Below are 14,142 nucleotides of genomic sequence, written 5' to 3' on the forward strand. Positions count from 1 at the left end.
TGGAAGTGAGTAATCACTCACTCATTCGCATCATCAGAGTGGATTACGCATCCACCAGGCACCGGATAGTTTTTTTGGCAGCAATAATGAGTGAGCACTCACATCAATCATTTAGTCGAGGTGGTCTTATGTATCGTCGTTTCCTGTTGATCTGTCTGGCCGGATCTCTCGCGGCGCTTCCGGGGTGCACCTGGTTTCAGCCGCGCGAATGGCCGCTCTCCGGCACGATTGAAGCGGTGGAACTGCCCGTCGTCGCCGAAGTGGGGGGATTGGTGACGGCCGTCAAGGTGGACGATGGCGCCGTCGTGAAAAAGGGGCAGGTGCTGGCGGAGATCGACAAGCGCAGCTATCAGGCAGGCGTACGCGAAGCGGAGGCGGCGCTGGCCCAGGCCCAGGCGCGGCTGGAAGAAGCCCAGGCGGGCAGCCGCGACTCGACCATCCGCAGAGGCATCGCCGCCGTAGACCAGGCGGACGCCGCCATCCGGCTGGCGGAGGCGCGCCGAAAGCAGGCGGAAGCCGGACTGGACCGGGCCAAAGAGCAGATGGACCAGGTCGCTTCGCAGCTGGAAGGGGCGAAGCGGACGCTCGCCTACCAGGAGAACCGCTTGCGGGAAGCGGCCCAGTTGTACGAGCGGGGAGCCATTGCGAAACAGGAGTACGAAGCGAAGCAGGAGGCGGTCAATCAGGCCCGGACACAGGTAAACCAGTTGGCCGCTCAACTGGAGGCGGCCCGGTCCCAGTACGCCGCCGCCCGGGAAGACGTCGCCGCCGCCCTCGCCCAGACCGGCACGGCGCAGGCGCAGCGGGCGGGTGCGCAGGCCGAGCTTGACCAATTGAAAGAGGGGAGCACCGATTACGCGATTCGCGCCCTGCTGGCGGCCAAGGAGCAGGCCCAGGCGCGGCTGGAGCTGGCCCGGCTGCAGTTGGAGAAGGCGGTGATCACCGCGCCGGAGGACGGCGTCGTGCTGCGTTCCTCCGTGACCCAAGGGGAAGTGGCAAAACCGGGAGCGACGCTGTTTACGATGAGGAAGGCCGACCATCTGGAGCTGAAGGTGTACATCCCGGAAGCGGAGCTGGGCCGCGTGCGTCCGGGCGAAACGGTGGGCATACAGGTGGACGCCTATCCGGGCGAGACGTTTCGCGGCGTGATCAGCGCAGTTGCCGACAAGGCGGAGTTTACCCCGAAAAACGTGCAGACCCCGGATGAGCGGACCAAGCTGGTGTTTGCCGTGACGATCCGCATCAGCGAAGGGCTCGACAAGCTGAAACCGGGCATGCCCGCCGATGTGCTGCTGCCCGGCAAGGAGGGGGCGCAATGAACTACGCCATCCAATGCGAGCAGTTGACCAAGCGCTTTCAGGACCGCGTCGCCGTCAACAGCCTGACGCTGTCCGTTCCCACCGGCTCCATCTACGGCTTTCTCGGCCCCAACGGCTCGGGCAAGTCGACCACGATCCGGATGCTCTGCGGCCTGTTGAGCCCCACGTCCGGACGGGGAACGGTGCTCGGCTACGACGTGATGACGCAGAGCGAGGAGATCAAGCAGCGCATCGGCTACATGTCGCAAAAGTTCAGCCTGTACGAAGATCTCACGGTGGAGGAAAACCTCGACTTCTACGCCGGGGTGTACCGTCTGGGCAGAGAGGAGCGCAGGCGGCGCAAAGCGGAGCTGATTGAAATGGCCGGGCTGACCGGGCGGGAGCGGCAGTTGGCCGGCTCCCTCTCCGGGGGCTGGAAGCAGCGGCTGGCCCTGTCCTGCGCCCTGCTGCACCAGCCGGAGCTGCTGATTCTGGACGAACCGACCGCGGGCGTCGATCCGGTCTCCCGCCGCATCTTCTGGGAGGTGATCCACGACCTGGCGAAGCAGGGGATGACCGTGCTGGTCACCACCCACTACATGGACGAAGCGCAGACCTGCGACTGGATCGGCTTCATTTTCTTCGGCAACCTGCTGGCCCAGGGAACCCCGCAGGAGCTGATCGAACGGATGGGCGCGAACAACCTGGAGGACGTCTTTGTCACCCTGGTCAAGGAGGAGGAAGCCCGGCAGGCCGCGGGCAGAGGGGAGGAACGTCGATGAAGCGGTTTTCCTGGGCGCGGTACTGGTCGGTGGTGAAAAAGGAAGTAATCCAGATCAAGCGGGATCGGCCCAGCCTCGCCATCGCGCTGGCGATGCCGCTGATGATGCTGTTTTTGTTCGGCTATGCCGTCAATACGGACGTCAACGACATCAAGACGGTCGTGTGGGATCAAAGCCCCTCGCCCTACAGCCGGGAACTGGCGGCCAACTTTGAAAACACGCGGGTGTTTCAGGTGGTCGCCCACGTCGGCGGGTATGCGCAGATCGAAGCGATGCTGGACGACGGCAGCGCGGACGTGGCCTTGGTCATCCCGCCCGACTACGCCCGCAAGCGCGACCGCGGCGAACCGGCAGCAGTGCAGATGCTGATCGACGGCTCCGATCCCAACATCGCCCGGACCGCCTTGTCCAACGCGCAGTTGATCGTGCAGAACCGGGCCATCACCCTGGTGCAGGAGCGGATGGAAAAAGAGGGGATGGGCCGCTTTGAACCGAGCGTGGAGCTGGACACGCGCGTGCTGTTCAATCCCAACATGGAGAGCATCGTGTTCAACATTCCCGGCCTGATCGGCCTGATCATGCAGAACGTGACGATGATCCTGACCGCGTTTTCGCTGGTGCGGGAAAAAGAGCGGGGAACGATGGAGCAGTTGATCGTCACCCCGATCCGGCCGCTGGAGCTTTTGCTCGGCAAAATCACGCCCTACGTCTGCATCGGCTTCTTCTCCTTCTGTCTCGTCCTGCTTTTGGGAAGCTGGTGGTTCGGCGTTCCGGTGAAAGGCAGCGTACCGCTCCTGATCGCCCTGTCGGTGCTGTTTTTGGTCACCACGCTGACGCTCGGCATTTTCATCTCCACGGTGGCCCGTACCCAACTGCAGGCGATGCAGATCGCGTTTGCCTTCATACTGCCCAGCGTGCTGCTGTCCGGGTTCATGTTCCCGCGCGAAACGATGCCGCTCGTGATACAATGGTTAGGCGGGATTGTCCCCTTGACGTATTTTTTGGAAATCCTGAGGGGCATCTTTTTAAAAGGGGTGGACCTGTCCGCCCTGTGGCGGGACGCGCTGGGAATGGCAGCGTTTTTCCTGCTGATCCTGACGGTCGCCATGCTGCGGTTCCGCAAGAAGATCGAGTGACACGGCGCATGTGAAGCTCGGATGGAGGAGCGTTTGCGAGGATATGAGCCGATCATCGTTTGAAGAAAGCCTGATGCAGTTTGTCGAGGAATTGAAAGACGAGAGCGAAATGACGGAGAAGCAGCGCCGCATCCTGCAGGCGTCGCTCAAGCTGTTTGCCGCCAAAGGGTTTCACGCCAGCTCGACGGCCGAAATCGCCAAGGAGGCGGGGGTGGCGGAGGGTACGATCTTCCGCCACTACAAGTCCAAAAAAGACCTCCTGCTGGCCGTGGTGGCCCCGGTGCTGGTCAAGTTTGCCGCCCCGTTCATTTTGAAGGACGTGCGGGTCATTTTTCAGGAGCAGGCGAAAAAGCCGCTGGCCGAGGTGCTCACCGAGCTGTACCGGAACCGGCTGGAATTGATTGGGGCCAATGAAAAGCACGTCCGGATTCTCCTGCAGGAGGCGTTTTTCCACGAGGAAATCCGCGAAGCGATGCTCTCCACGGTATTTCAGGAGGTGAAGCGGCTGGCGGCGAAACTGATCGAGGAGCGCAAGGAAGCAGGCGAACTGCGCCCGCTGCCGACGGAGGCGGTGTTTCGCATGGTGCTCTCTTCGCTGGTCGGGCTGATTCTGTTCAAGCACGTGACGGAGCCGGAGGAATACGCCAAGCGCTCCGACGAGGAACAGATCGCCCTCACCGTGGACATGCTCCTGTACGGCATCGCCAACCGCTAGACGGACCGGCACGCGGGAGGACGATGTCCTCGGGGGAGGCCGCTCTTTGCGGGAGGCGGCGAAGCGCAGCGCTAGTCCTTTTCGTTCAGGATGTAGCGAAGCGTTCGTTTGGAGATGCCCAGTTTCCTGCTCAACAGCTCCCGGTCTCCGTTGGTTTCAGCCAGCCCTTTTGCAATCACCTGGCGGCCTACTTCCGTCTCCAGCCTCCTGATTCTGCCCAGCAATTGGGCAAAGTCAATGTCGTCCACCGAACCGATTCGCCCGACGACATTCTGTACAAAACGGACCGCTTCCTGTTCGATGGCATGTTGAACGGCAGGCGGTCCGTCCGTTTTTTCCCGGGGGCCGCCCGCGCCGCACACGATCGGCTGCGGCAGGTGTTCCGGCTTCAGGACGGCGCAGTCGTGGATGGCGACCGCCTGGTTGACCACGTTGATGAGCTGGCGGACGTTGCCCGGCCATTCATAGTGCTGCAGGAGCGTCATCGCCTCCGGATCGACCCGGCAGGCGCCGCCAAACTTCTTTTCCAGGAAGGCGTGCACAATCGCCGGAATGTCGTTCGGCCTCTCGCGCAGGGGGGGAATGGTCAACTTCACTCCTTCCAGGCGGTACAGCAGGTCGGCGCGAAACCGGGACGATGCCGCCTCCCGTTCCAGGTTCCGGTTGGTGGCGGCGATAAACCGGACGTTGCACTTCAGCGTCTGCTCGCCGCCCACCCGCATGTACTCGCCCGTCTCGATAACCCGCAGCAGCTTCACCTGGATGAGCGGGGGCGCTTCCCCGATCTCGTCGAGAAACAGCGTCCCGTTGTTCGCCAGTTCGAAGATGCCTTTGCGCTCTTTGACCGCACCGGTGAACGCCCCTTTTTCATGGCCGAACAGTTCGCTTTCCAAGAGAGACTCCGGGATCGCGCCGCAGTTGATCCCGACGAACGGATGCTGCGAACGGGCGCTGACCCCGTGCAGAAAGCGGGCCATCAGCTCCTTGCCGGTGCCCGTTTCGCCCTCGATCAGCACGTTGATCGCCTTTTTCGCCAGCTTGTCCGCGACGGACAGGACTTTGGCCATCGGGCTGCCGGCCGCATAGATGATGCCGAAGCGGGCAGCCGTCTCGGCCAGTTCGTCGGGAAGGCCGCCGGGCCCGTCCCAGACGGAGAAGATCACCTGTTCCAGACTGTCCAGATCGTCAAACGGCTTTTCCAAATAGTCCCGCGCTCCCGATTGGATGGCGGTCACCGCCGACTTGATCGTGCTGTAGCCGGTCATGATGATGACCTCGCAGGCGGGCTGTCGCGCCTTGATGGCGGAGAGCAGCTCCAGTCCGTTGGCGTCGGGCAGCTTCAAATCGATCAGCGCCAGGTGAAACGGGAAGGAATCGCCGGCCAGCAGATGACGGACCGCTTTTCCCGAGTGGGCGACAGTCACGTCGCACTGCTTGGCTTTGAGAAAATAGGAGAAAAAGGACGTAACCTCCACTTCGTCGTCAACGACAAGCACCTGTTTGGGATTCATCGGCACTCTCCTCGCTTGTGTAAATGGGCAGCAAGAGCGTAAACGTGCTGTACTCTCCCCGCACGCTCTCCGCGGTCAGCGTTCCGCCGTGCGACTCGGCGATCCCCAGACTGACGGACAGGCCCAGTCCGGTTCCCTTTGTTTGTTCCTTGGTCGTAAAGAAGGGATGGAAGATCTGCGGCAGATGCTCCGCTTCAATGCCGGCGCCGTTGTCGCGGACGGACATGCCGACGTAGACGCCGTCGTCCGTTTCCTGGCGAAAGGTTTCGATGACGATCTCGGGGGTGGATACGCCGTGCAGCGCGTCGCGGGCGTTCAACAGCAAATTGATGATGATCTGCTCGATCTGGTGCCGGCTTCCCCGGACCGCCAGCGGCTCCTCTGCCAGCCGCTTCGTGATGGAGATGCCTGACACGGTGAGCTGGTAGCCGATCAGGCCGAGCACGACGTCGACCAGGTCGTTGATGAAAAGACGCTCAAACTGGTACTCCTCCTGCCGGGAAAAGGTCAGCAGGTTTTGAATGATCTTCTTGCAGCGGACGCTGCACTGGAACACGTCCTGCAGCATCTGCCGCTGCGGCTCGGTGTGCGTCTCCCTCAGCAAAAGCTGGACGTTCCCCAAAATGGCGGTAAGCGGACTGTTCAGTTCGTGCGCCACCCCGGCGGCCATTTCGCCGATGGCGGCCAGCTTGGCTGATTGGATCAGCCGGGCTTCGATCTGTACTTTCTCGCTCACGTCTTTAAACAGGAGGATGTTTTCCACGGACACCCCGACGTGTTCGGCAATTTGCTGAAAGAGGAGGAGGTGCTCTCCGTCGTCCAGCGGCTGTTCCCGATGGAGCAGGGTGATAAAGCCGAATGTTTTGTTCAGCCGGCTTTGCAGCGCGACGGAGGTGACGTGGCAGCCGGGGTGTTCGGTCTGAAACAGGCGGTCCAGCTCGCTCGTGGAGACGGACTCTCCCCGTTTCAACGGTTGGGTCAGGGTGCGAAACCGCCAATCCGCCCCGTTTCGTTCCGCGAGATAGGCGGAGAGGGCCGTTCCCTCGACCAGCGTGAGCGCGAACAGGTCAAACGGAATCAGCCGGGACAACTGCTCGGCGAGATAGGCGCTGACTTCGCTCCAGTCCGCATCGATCTTGATTTTCGTCAAGCGGTTGATGACTTCCAGCTGACTGTTCTTTTTCTTCATTTCGTCCACGACGAGGTTCAGTTCGTGGTAGTAGCTTTTTCGCGAGGATTGGATGCCGGTCAATTTCTCCAGGATTTCTTGTTTGTGTTGCATGTCGTCCTCCTAAAGTGCATTGCAAAACAGCATGTGGACGTCTTCTTCCGTCATGTCGCGGGGGTTGGTGGCCATGCAGACGTCGCGGACGGCGTTGCGGCTCAACACCGGGATGTGCTCCGGCTGCAGCCCCAGCGTGGACAGGTGGTCCGGGATGTCGAGATCGCTCGCCAGCTCTTTGACCGCTTTCATCGCCAGGCGGGAGGCGTCGGACAGGCTTAATCCGGAGACGTTTTCTCCCAGGGCTTCCGCCATCTTTTTGTACTTTTCCGGGGCGGCGAGGAAGTTGTATTCCAGCACGTAGGGCAGCAAAACGGCGTTGACCTCCCCGTGCGGCAGATCCAGCAGCCCGCCCAACTGGTGGGACATCGCGTGGACGGCTCCCAGGATCGCGTTGGAAAAGGCGAGACCCGCCTGCAGACTGGCCATCGCCATGCCCTGCTTCGCCTCGGCATTGCACTGACTGGCCGCGGACGGGCGCAGGTACCGGGCGATCAGCCGCATCGCCTGCAGCGACAGGACTTCCGTCAGCGGAGTGGCGGCCAGCGAGACGTACGACTCGATCGCGTGCGTCAGCGCGTCCATTCCCGTGTTGGCCGTCAGCCGCTTGTCCATGGTCATCAGCGTCTGCGGGTCGATGATGGCGATGTCGGGAATCAGCGATTTGGAGATGATGGTCATCTTGACCTTGCGCTTGGAATCCACGATGATCGAAAATTGCGACACTTCCGAGCCGGAACCGGCCGTCGTCGGAACCATGACCATCGGCGGCAGGGGACGCGTGATTTTGTCTACGCCTTCGTACTCAAGGATGCTGCCTCCGTTCGCCGCGAGCAGGGCAATCGCCTTGGCTGCGTCCATGGCGCTTCCGCCGCCGATGCCGGCAATCGCGTTGCACTCGTGGCGGAGGTATTCGGCCACGCCGGCGTGCACCTCTTCGTCTTTCGGGTTGGAGGTGACGTTCGTCCAGAGGTGGTACTCCAGCCTGCTCTGCTTCAGGTAGCGGATCGCCTGCTCCGCCCACCCGGCGTTCACCACGCCCGGGTCGCTGACGAGAAACACGTTTTTTGCCCCCAGCCGGATCAGACTTTCGCCGATTTGACTGATCGACTGGTTGCCAAAGATAATTTCCGGCGTCATGAATTTGGAGATTTGCATGGGAACACCTCCTGTTAGGTTCTATTGTAAACGGGGGCGGCCCGCTTCCCAAGGACAAATTATCGGCCCGGGGGCCGTTTTTTCGGCAGATGGGCCGAAAAATTGTCCCGGCGGTGATGGAAGTGATGGAATTGTTGGAACATTTGATCATTTTTGCTTGGTACGCTTTTTGCTGAAATGGATCGGTGCAGTCACATACCCATGTTTCAAAGGAGGAGAACAGATGAAAGCAGCCGTTGTCAATCACTTTCACGAAAAGCTGGAGGTAAAGGAAGTGCCGATTCCCGAGATCGGGTTCGGCGAGGTGCTGGTCCGGATCAAGGCGTGCGGGGTGTGCCACACCGACCTGCATGCGGCGCACGGAGACTGGCCGGTCAAACCGAAGCTGCCGCTTATCCCCGGCCACGAAGGAGTCGGGGTCGTGGAGAAGGTAGGGGAAGGGGTAACCTCGCTGAAGCCGGGAGACCGCGTCGGGATTCCCTGGCTGTATTCCGCGTGCGGCGAATGCGAGTACTGTCTGACGGGATGGGAGACGCTGTGCAAGAAGCAGTTGAACGGCGGATACTCCGTCGACGGCGGGTATGCGGAATACTGCAAGGCGCCTGCCGCGTATGTGGCCCGGATCCCCGACGGCCTGAGCGACGTGGAGGCCGCCCCGATCCTGTGCGCCGGCGTGACGACGTACAAGGCGCTGAAAGTGGCCGACATCAAGCCGGGGGAATGGGTGGCCATCTACGGCATCGGCGGTTTGGGGCATCTGGCGCTCCAGTATGCAAAAGCGATGGGGTACAACGTGGCGGCCGTCGACATCAACGATGAGAAGCTGACGCTGGCCAAAGAACTGGGGGCCGATCTGACGGTAAACGGGGCCAAGACCGATCCGGTCGCGGAGATTACCGAAAAAATCGGAGGAGCGCACGCGGCCATCAGTGTCGCTGTCACCCGCAAGGCGTTTGAACAGGCGTACCGTTCGGTGCGGCGCGGCGGATCGCTGGTCGTGGTGGGACTGCCCAACGACGAGCTGCCTGTCCCGATTTTTGACACCGTGCTGAACGGCGTTTCGGTGAAAGGCTCCATTGTCGGGACACGCAAGGACATGCAGGAGGCGCTTGACTTCGCTGCTCGCGGAAAAGTAAGCGCTATCATCGAGACGCAGCCGCTGGAAAAGATCAACGAAGTCTTTGAACGGATGGAAAAGGGACAGATCAACGGCCGTGTCGTGCTGACCCTGTAAGGATGCTCTCGTCCCGGTCGGGAGGAACCACGCGCCGGAGCCGGTACTTTCCCCGGAGCCGGTTCATTTCCGGAACCGGAAACGACGGGTTTGATCGGATAAAAAAACTTTATTGCACGGCCGCCCTCTCCAGGCGAAAGATGGGGATGGAAACGACAAAAATGGATGATATGATGAAAGAATGGCAAGATAATTTTGACGTCCATTTTTGGAGGAGAGACATCCATGCATCGTTTGTCAGAGAGAGAATGGCAGGCGTACCGGCAGAAGAACAAGGACCGGGCGCGCATGCTGATATCGTGTCCGGACCGGGCCGGGATTGTGGCGGCCGTGTCCAGCTTCCTGTTTGAACAGGGGGCCAACATCGTTCAGTCCGACCAGTACACGACCGATCCGGAAACGGGCCGCTTTTTCATGCGGATTGAATTTGACGTGGTCAATCTGGAGGAGCGCTACGAGGCGATCAAGGATGCGTTCCGGCCGGTGGCGGAGAGCTTCGGCATGGATTGGTCGCTGGTGGAGGCGAAGAAGCGGAAGAAAATGGCCATCTTCGTCTCCAAAGAGGACCACTGCCTGTTGGAACTGCTGTGGCTCTGGAAGTCGGGCGCTCTGCACGCCGATATCGAGATCGTGGTGAGCAACCATCCCGACATGCGGGAGACCGTGGAGTCGTTCGGGATTCCGTACCGCAATATCCCGGTGACGAAGGAGCGCAAGGCGGAGGCGGAAGAGGAGCAGTTGGCCGCGCTGGGCGGCGGCGTGGACGTGATCGTCCTGGCCCGCTACATGCAGATTCTGTCGCCCCGCTTTTTGCAGGAGTATCCGATGCGGATCATCAATATCCACCACTCGTTCCTGCCTGCCTTCGTCGGGGCCAAGCCGTACGAGCAGGCCTACCGCCGCGGCGTCAAGCTGATCGGCGCCACCGCCCACTACGTCACCGAGGAGCTGGACGCCGGCCCGATCATCGAGCAGGATGTGCAGCGGGTGACGCACGAGGAAGACGTGGAGGCGCTGAAACAGTTGGGGCGCCAGGTGGAGCGGACCGTGCTGGCGCGCGCCGTCGGCTGGCACCTGGAGGACCGGGTGCTGGTCTACGGTAACAAGACAATCGTGTTTCCGTAAGGTGGAGCCCTTCCGTTCGGGAAGGGCTCTTCGCTTTTGCAGGGTCATTTCGGGAAATGGAGGAAGGCGGAGCGGCCCGCGGTCTTACGGGCGCTTTTCCAGGGCCAGCGTGATGCCGAACGCCACCAGCGCAAGGCCGGTGATCCCTTGAATCGCCCGCTGCGTGGACGCTTTTTTCATCCAGGCGCGAATCCGGTCAATGAACTGGACATACAGGAAAAACCACGCGACCGTGAGCAGCGTGTAGGTCAAGCCCAAGGCGAAGAATTGCAGAAACGCGTAGCTGCCGGGCTTTACAAACTGCGGAAGGAACGTCAGGAAGAAGACGGCCACTTTCGGATTGAGCACATTGGTCAAAAACCCCTGCAGAAAGGGGGATTTGCTTTGATGCTTGGCATATGGCCGGTCAACAGCCGCGGTTTCCTGATTCCGCAGCGACCACAGCGACACAAGCCCCAGGTAGAGAAGGTAGACGGCCCCGACGTACTTGATGACGGAAAAGAGAAAAGCGGACTTCACCAGGATCGCGGATATGCCGCAGACCACGGCCAGGGTGTGGATCAGCAGTCCCGACGTGCTGCCCAGAACCGTTTTCATCCCGCCTGCTCGCCCGTGGAAAACGGTATTTTGCGTCACCACGCCGGTATCGGGACCGGGCAGGATGATCAGCAGGACGGACATGAGCACAAACAACGCGTAATGTTCCATCGGAATCCCCCAATCAAGCAGGTATGTTTGTCGTGACGAGTCATTTCCTGCTATTTCCATTGTAACAATGACAGGAAATCCATCAACCCTGTCTGCCGATTGGAACGGCGGCGGCCTCCGCCTCTCATCCCCACGCTTGCATGCAGGGCGGCAGGATCATCTCCAGAAACCGGGCGGCGGAGGGGCGCAGGCCGTCATCCTCCTCGCGGGTGCAGACGTAGACCGGCCGTTTGATCGCCACGCCGTCGACGAACACCCGCCCCACTTCGCCTCTTTCCACCAGTTCGCGGACGGCCGGTTCCGGTGCCAGCATCGTGCCGTACCCCGCCTTGACGGATTGGATCGATTCGATCAGGCCGTGGTACTCAAGGCCCACTTTCGGCGGGGAGACGCCGTGCTCCCGGCAGAGGGAAAACAGCCGTTCCCGCGTGGAACTGCCCTTTTCCCGCAGCAAAAACGGCTCCCGCATCAGCGCCTCCAACGAAACCGTCCGGCCGGCAAACGGATGACCGGCGGGGACGATAAACCAGAATGCCACATCCGTTATGTGTCGCCGCCGGATGGGCAGGTGTTCGTCCCACGACTCGTTGGTGACCACGGCCAGGTCGGCCTGACAGCGGAGCAGACGTTCCAGCGACTGCTGCGAGTTTCCGGCGCGGATTTCCACGTCCGCCTGCGGGTACTGCCGTTTGTAGGCGGCCAGCCATTTGGGCAGGAGGTAATGGGAGGGGAGAAAGGTGGACGCCACCCGCAGCTTTCCCCGCTTGCCCTGTTTGATCTCCTCCAACTGCGACTCGATCTCCCGTTCCCAGTCAAAAATCCGCCGGGCTTTCTCATACAGAAAACGTCCTTCGGGGGTGAGCGCAATGCCCCGCCCCTGCGGCGCGAGCAGCTTGATGTCCAGGTCCCGTTCCAGTTTGCGGATGTGCGCGGTCACGGCCGGCTGGCTGATGGACAGCGCATCGGCCGCGGCGGTCACGCTGCCCCGCGCCGCCACTTTCACGAAGATCCGCAGCGAGTGAAGGTTCATCATCTCCCTCCATTCATAACCATTGCTTATGAGTTGGATGCAAACATGTATTGGATTTTTGGGAATCTCCTTTGTAGTGTAAAGCATATAGATTCGATCCGGCAAAGGAGATTGCGATGAGAGACAAAAACGGCAAGACACAGGTGATCACACTGGCTCTCGTGACGGCCATGTGCCTGCTCGGCGATTCCATGCTGTACGTGGCGCTGCCGCTCTATTGGCGGGAGGCGGGACTGGACGCGCTCTGGGAAGTGGGGGTGCTGCTCTCGGTCAACAGGCTGGTGCGGGTGCCGCTGGGACCGTTTATCGGCAAATGGTATGAGCGCACCGGCGGCCGGTCGGGGTTGACGATCGCCGTGCTCCTGGCGTTTGTGACGACGGCCTCGTACGGGCTGCAGGGGTTTTGGCTGTGGCTTTTGATGCGCTGCCTCTGGGGAGCGGCCTGGACCTTCTTGCGGTTGGGCGCCTATTCGTTGATCGTCAGCGTCTCCGACGAAGGGAATCGCGGCCATTTCATGGGGCTGTACAACGGGCTGTACCGGCTGGGCAGCCTGGGCGGCATGCTCGCCGGCCCCCTGCTGGTCGCCTGGTTGGGCCTGCGGACGACGTCCTTTTTGCTGGCGGGGGTGTCGCTGGTGGCGTTCGTCCTCGTCTACGTCTTCATCCCCTCATCCTTTACCAGACGGAGCGGCGATGCGTCCCCCGCAGCCGTGCGGCCGTCGCTCCGATGGACGGGGAGCGTGGCGCTGACCATGGCCTCGGGGATGTTTGTCGCCATGTGCTACCAAGGCATGCTGGCTTCCACGCTGAGCCGCTTGATCGACCTTCGGCAGCCGTTCACGGTGATCGGAGGGATGGTGGTGGGCTCGGCCGTCGTGGCCGGAGTGGTGCAGGGAGCCCGCTGGGTCTGGGAACCGTGGGCGGCGCCGTGGTTCGGCAGGTGGTCGGACCGCTGCGGGCGGCGGCGGATGCTGGTCGGGGCGGTGCTGGCCGCTGCGGTGCTGTTCGGCCTCACAGCCGCGCCGCTGCCCTTTGCGCTCTGGTTGGGCGTGCTCATGGGGATACAGCTTACCGGCACGGTTCTGACCACGGTGATGGACACGCTGGCGGCAGACGAAGCGTCCCGACAGGCCAACGGCGCTTCGCTGCTGACGTGTTACTCGGTGGTGACCGATCTCGGCGCCGCCGCGGGACCGCTGCTCGCGTTTTGGGCAGACGGCTGGTTCGGCCTGAACGGGCTGTACGCGGGAACCGCCGGCTTTCTGCTGGCGATGGCGGCCGCCTGGTCCGGGCGGGCGGGGCAGGCGCATGCGGCCAGAGAAGACAAGGTGTTGGACTGAATCGCAACCGGTTGGACTGCCATTCTGTTCGTCACGTTTCTTCCGGCCTTCGAGCAGGGGCGCTTACTCGGATTCGCCGCCCGCGCTGTTCCTTGACGCCGGACCGTGTTCGCGAATGGCGTCCAGGATGCGGGCGATCGCGTCGTCCCGGTCCGGACTGTGCAGCAGCATGTGGCCGGAGTTGTCGTACCAGGTGATGCGGGCGCCGGCTTCGGCGGCGACGCTTTTGGCCAGATGCTCCGCGCTTGACGGCCGCACGGTATCGTCCCGCCTGGACTGCAGCAGCACGTACGGGACGCGGATGTTCGGCAAAAGCGGCTTGGTCTCCGCCAGCAGGCGGCGAAACTGCAGCATGCTGCGCAGCGGAATTTTCACCAGGCTGTTGACGTAGCGGCGGGAGTGGGTGGCAAAATCCTCGCGCAGATTGCGAAGGGCCTGCCGCACCTCCCAGTAATGGTACGGGGTGTTGATCGTAACCAACAGGCGGACGGGATGGCGGCTGGCGACGTGAAAGGCGAGCAGGCCGCCCATGGAAAAGCCGATGACGACGATCGGGTCGGCCCGCATGGCCAGCCGTTTGTACGCTTCTTCGGCGGAGCGCAGCCAGTCGTGCCGGGTGCTTTGGGCCAGCCGCCGCCGATCCGCGCCGTGTCCTTCCAGGGTGGGGCACTCCACATGGTAGCCCGCTTCCCGCAGCGCCTGCGCCAGCGGCAGCACGTCCCGGATGTCGCCGGCAAAGCCGTGCAGGACGAGGCAGCCGAGCGTATTGGACATAACGCATCACCTCTCCGTCAAGATTGTTCACACCTCGTATTATATACGG

13 protein-coding genes are annotated in these 14,142 nt (G+C 61.8%); 7 read left to right on the plus strand and 6 right to left on the minus strand.

What is annotated here, in order from left to right; translation table 11 throughout:
• The first annotated feature begins 128 nt into the window (after positions 1-128).
• The 4 genes from A6764_RS04155 to A6764_RS04170 are packed head-to-tail and all read left to right on the plus strand — an operon-like array spanning position 129 to position 3,931.
• Complete coding sequence (locus A6764_RS04155) at positions 129-1,319, plus strand: HlyD family secretion protein (RefSeq protein WP_264622411.1); 1,191 nt, start codon at positions 129-131, stop codon at positions 1,317-1,319.
• The gene (locus A6764_RS04160; RefSeq protein ID WP_035299425.1) at positions 1,316-2,080 is read left to right on the plus strand and encodes an ABC transporter ATP-binding protein; all 765 of its coding nucleotides are present in this window, start codon (positions 1,316-1,318) and stop codon (positions 2,078-2,080) included. The genes A6764_RS04155 and A6764_RS04160 overlap by 4 nt, the downstream gene beginning before the upstream one ends.
• Complete coding sequence (locus A6764_RS04165; protein WP_065067274.1) at positions 2,077-3,216, plus strand: ABC transporter permease; 1,140 nt, start codon at positions 2,077-2,079, stop codon at positions 3,214-3,216. Before A6764_RS04160 ends, A6764_RS04165 begins: the two co-directional genes overlap by 4 nt.
• A gap of 43 nt (positions 3,217-3,259) precedes the next feature.
• Positions 3,260-3,931: a TetR/AcrR family transcriptional regulator gene (locus tag A6764_RS04170; RefSeq protein WP_035299428.1), complete on the plus strand. Its 672-nt coding sequence runs from the start codon at positions 3,260-3,262 to the stop codon at positions 3,929-3,931.
• A gap of 71 nt (positions 3,932-4,002) precedes the next feature.
• Here the strand turns inward: A6764_RS04170 and A6764_RS04175 are convergent, their stop codons facing one another.
• Genes A6764_RS04175 through A6764_RS04185 form a run of 3 tightly spaced genes read right to left on the minus strand, consistent with a single transcriptional unit; the run spans position 4,003 to position 7,882 of the window.
• Positions 4,003-5,442, minus strand: coding sequence for a sigma-54-dependent transcriptional regulator (locus A6764_RS04175; RefSeq protein WP_065067273.1), 1,440 nt, complete (start codon positions 5,440-5,442; stop codon positions 4,003-4,005).
• Positions 5,414-6,724, minus strand: a complete 1,311-nt coding sequence (locus A6764_RS04180) for a sensor histidine kinase (RefSeq protein WP_065067272.1) — start codon at positions 6,722-6,724, stop codon at positions 5,414-5,416. The genes A6764_RS04175 and A6764_RS04180 overlap by 29 nt, the downstream gene beginning before the upstream one ends.
• 9 nt (positions 6,725-6,733) lie before the next feature.
• A complete protein-coding gene (locus A6764_RS04185) occupies positions 6,734-7,882 on the minus strand; it encodes an iron-containing alcohol dehydrogenase (protein ID WP_035299431.1) in 1,149 nt (382 codons plus the stop codon).
• A 223-nt stretch (positions 7,883-8,105) separates the two neighbouring features.
• On the opposite strand from A6764_RS04185, the gene adhP reads away from it, so the two are divergent.
• Together adhP and purU are read left to right on the plus strand one after the other, a co-directional pair.
• Positions 8,106-9,116: an alcohol dehydrogenase AdhP gene (adhP, locus tag A6764_RS04190; protein WP_035299433.1), complete on the plus strand. Its 1,011-nt coding sequence runs from the start codon at positions 8,106-8,108 to the stop codon at positions 9,114-9,116.
• Between the two features lie 225 nt (positions 9,117-9,341).
• Complete coding sequence (purU, locus tag A6764_RS04195; RefSeq protein ID WP_065067271.1) at positions 9,342-10,241, plus strand: formyltetrahydrofolate deformylase; 900 nt, start codon at positions 9,342-9,344, stop codon at positions 10,239-10,241.
• Positions 10,242-10,325: 84 nt separating this feature from the next.
• Here purU and A6764_RS04200 read toward each other — a convergent pair whose 3' ends face one another.
• Together A6764_RS04200 and A6764_RS04205 are read right to left on the minus strand one after the other, a co-directional pair.
• A complete protein-coding gene (locus A6764_RS04200) occupies positions 10,326-10,949 on the minus strand; it encodes a LysE family translocator (RefSeq protein ID WP_029098255.1) in 624 nt (207 codons plus the stop codon).
• Between the two features lie 124 nt (positions 10,950-11,073).
• Positions 11,074-11,979, minus strand: a complete 906-nt coding sequence (locus tag A6764_RS04205; protein ID WP_264622412.1) for a LysR family transcriptional regulator — start codon at positions 11,977-11,979, stop codon at positions 11,074-11,076.
• A 116-nt stretch (positions 11,980-12,095) separates the two neighbouring features.
• On the opposite strand from A6764_RS04205, the gene A6764_RS04210 reads away from it, so the two are divergent.
• On the plus strand, positions 12,096-13,319 hold the full coding sequence (locus A6764_RS04210; RefSeq protein ID WP_264622413.1) for an MFS transporter: 1,224 nt from the start codon (positions 12,096-12,098) through the stop codon (positions 13,317-13,319).
• A gap of 63 nt (positions 13,320-13,382) precedes the next feature.
• On the opposite strand, the gene A6764_RS04215 is transcribed toward A6764_RS04210, so the two are convergent.
• A complete protein-coding gene (locus tag A6764_RS04215) occupies positions 13,383-14,093 on the minus strand; it encodes an alpha/beta hydrolase (RefSeq protein WP_065067269.1) in 711 nt (236 codons plus the stop codon).
• Positions 14,094-14,142: the final 49 nt, after the last annotated feature.

This window comes from Brevibacillus sp. WF146, from assembly GCF_001673705.2.
In the GTDB taxonomy this organism is placed as follows: Bacteria; Bacillota; Bacilli; order Brevibacillales; family Brevibacillaceae; genus Brevibacillus; species Brevibacillus thermoruber.

Coding starts and splice junctions, on each gene's coding strand:
- A6764_RS04155 (WP_264622411.1), top strand. CDS start 129: ATGTATCGTCGTTTCCTGTTGATCTGTCTGGCCGGATCTCTCGCGGCG.
- A6764_RS04160 (WP_035299425.1), top strand. CDS start 1,316: ATGAACTACGCCATCCAATGCGAGCAGTTGACCAAGCGCTTTCAGGAC.
- A6764_RS04165 (WP_065067274.1), top strand. CDS start 2,077: ATGAAGCGGTTTTCCTGGGCGCGGTACTGGTCGGTGGTGAAAAAGGAA.
- A6764_RS04170 (WP_035299428.1), top strand. CDS start 3,260: ATGAGCCGATCATCGTTTGAAGAAAGCCTGATGCAGTTTGTCGAGGAA.
- A6764_RS04175 (WP_065067273.1), bottom strand. CDS start 5,442: ATGAATCCCAAACAGGTGCTTGTCGTTGACGACGAAGTGGAGGTTACG.
- A6764_RS04180 (WP_065067272.1), bottom strand. CDS start 6,724: ATGCAACACAAACAAGAAATCCTGGAGAAATTGACCGGCATCCAATCC.
- A6764_RS04185 (WP_035299431.1), bottom strand. CDS start 7,882: ATGCAAATCTCCAAATTCATGACGCCGGAAATTATCTTTGGCAACCAG.
- adhP (WP_035299433.1), top strand. CDS start 8,106: ATGAAAGCAGCCGTTGTCAATCACTTTCACGAAAAGCTGGAGGTAAAG.
- purU (WP_065067271.1), top strand. CDS start 9,342: ATGCATCGTTTGTCAGAGAGAGAATGGCAGGCGTACCGGCAGAAGAAC.
- A6764_RS04200 (WP_029098255.1), bottom strand. CDS start 10,949: ATGGAACATTACGCGTTGTTTGTGCTCATGTCCGTCCTGCTGATCATC.
- A6764_RS04205 (WP_264622412.1), bottom strand. CDS start 11,979: ATGAACCTTCACTCGCTGCGGATCTTCGTGAAAGTGGCGGCGCGGGGC.
- A6764_RS04210 (WP_264622413.1), top strand. CDS start 12,096: ATGAGAGACAAAAACGGCAAGACACAGGTGATCACACTGGCTCTCGTG.
- A6764_RS04215 (WP_065067269.1), bottom strand. CDS start 14,093: ATGTCCAATACGCTCGGCTGCCTCGTCCTGCACGGCTTTGCCGGCGAC.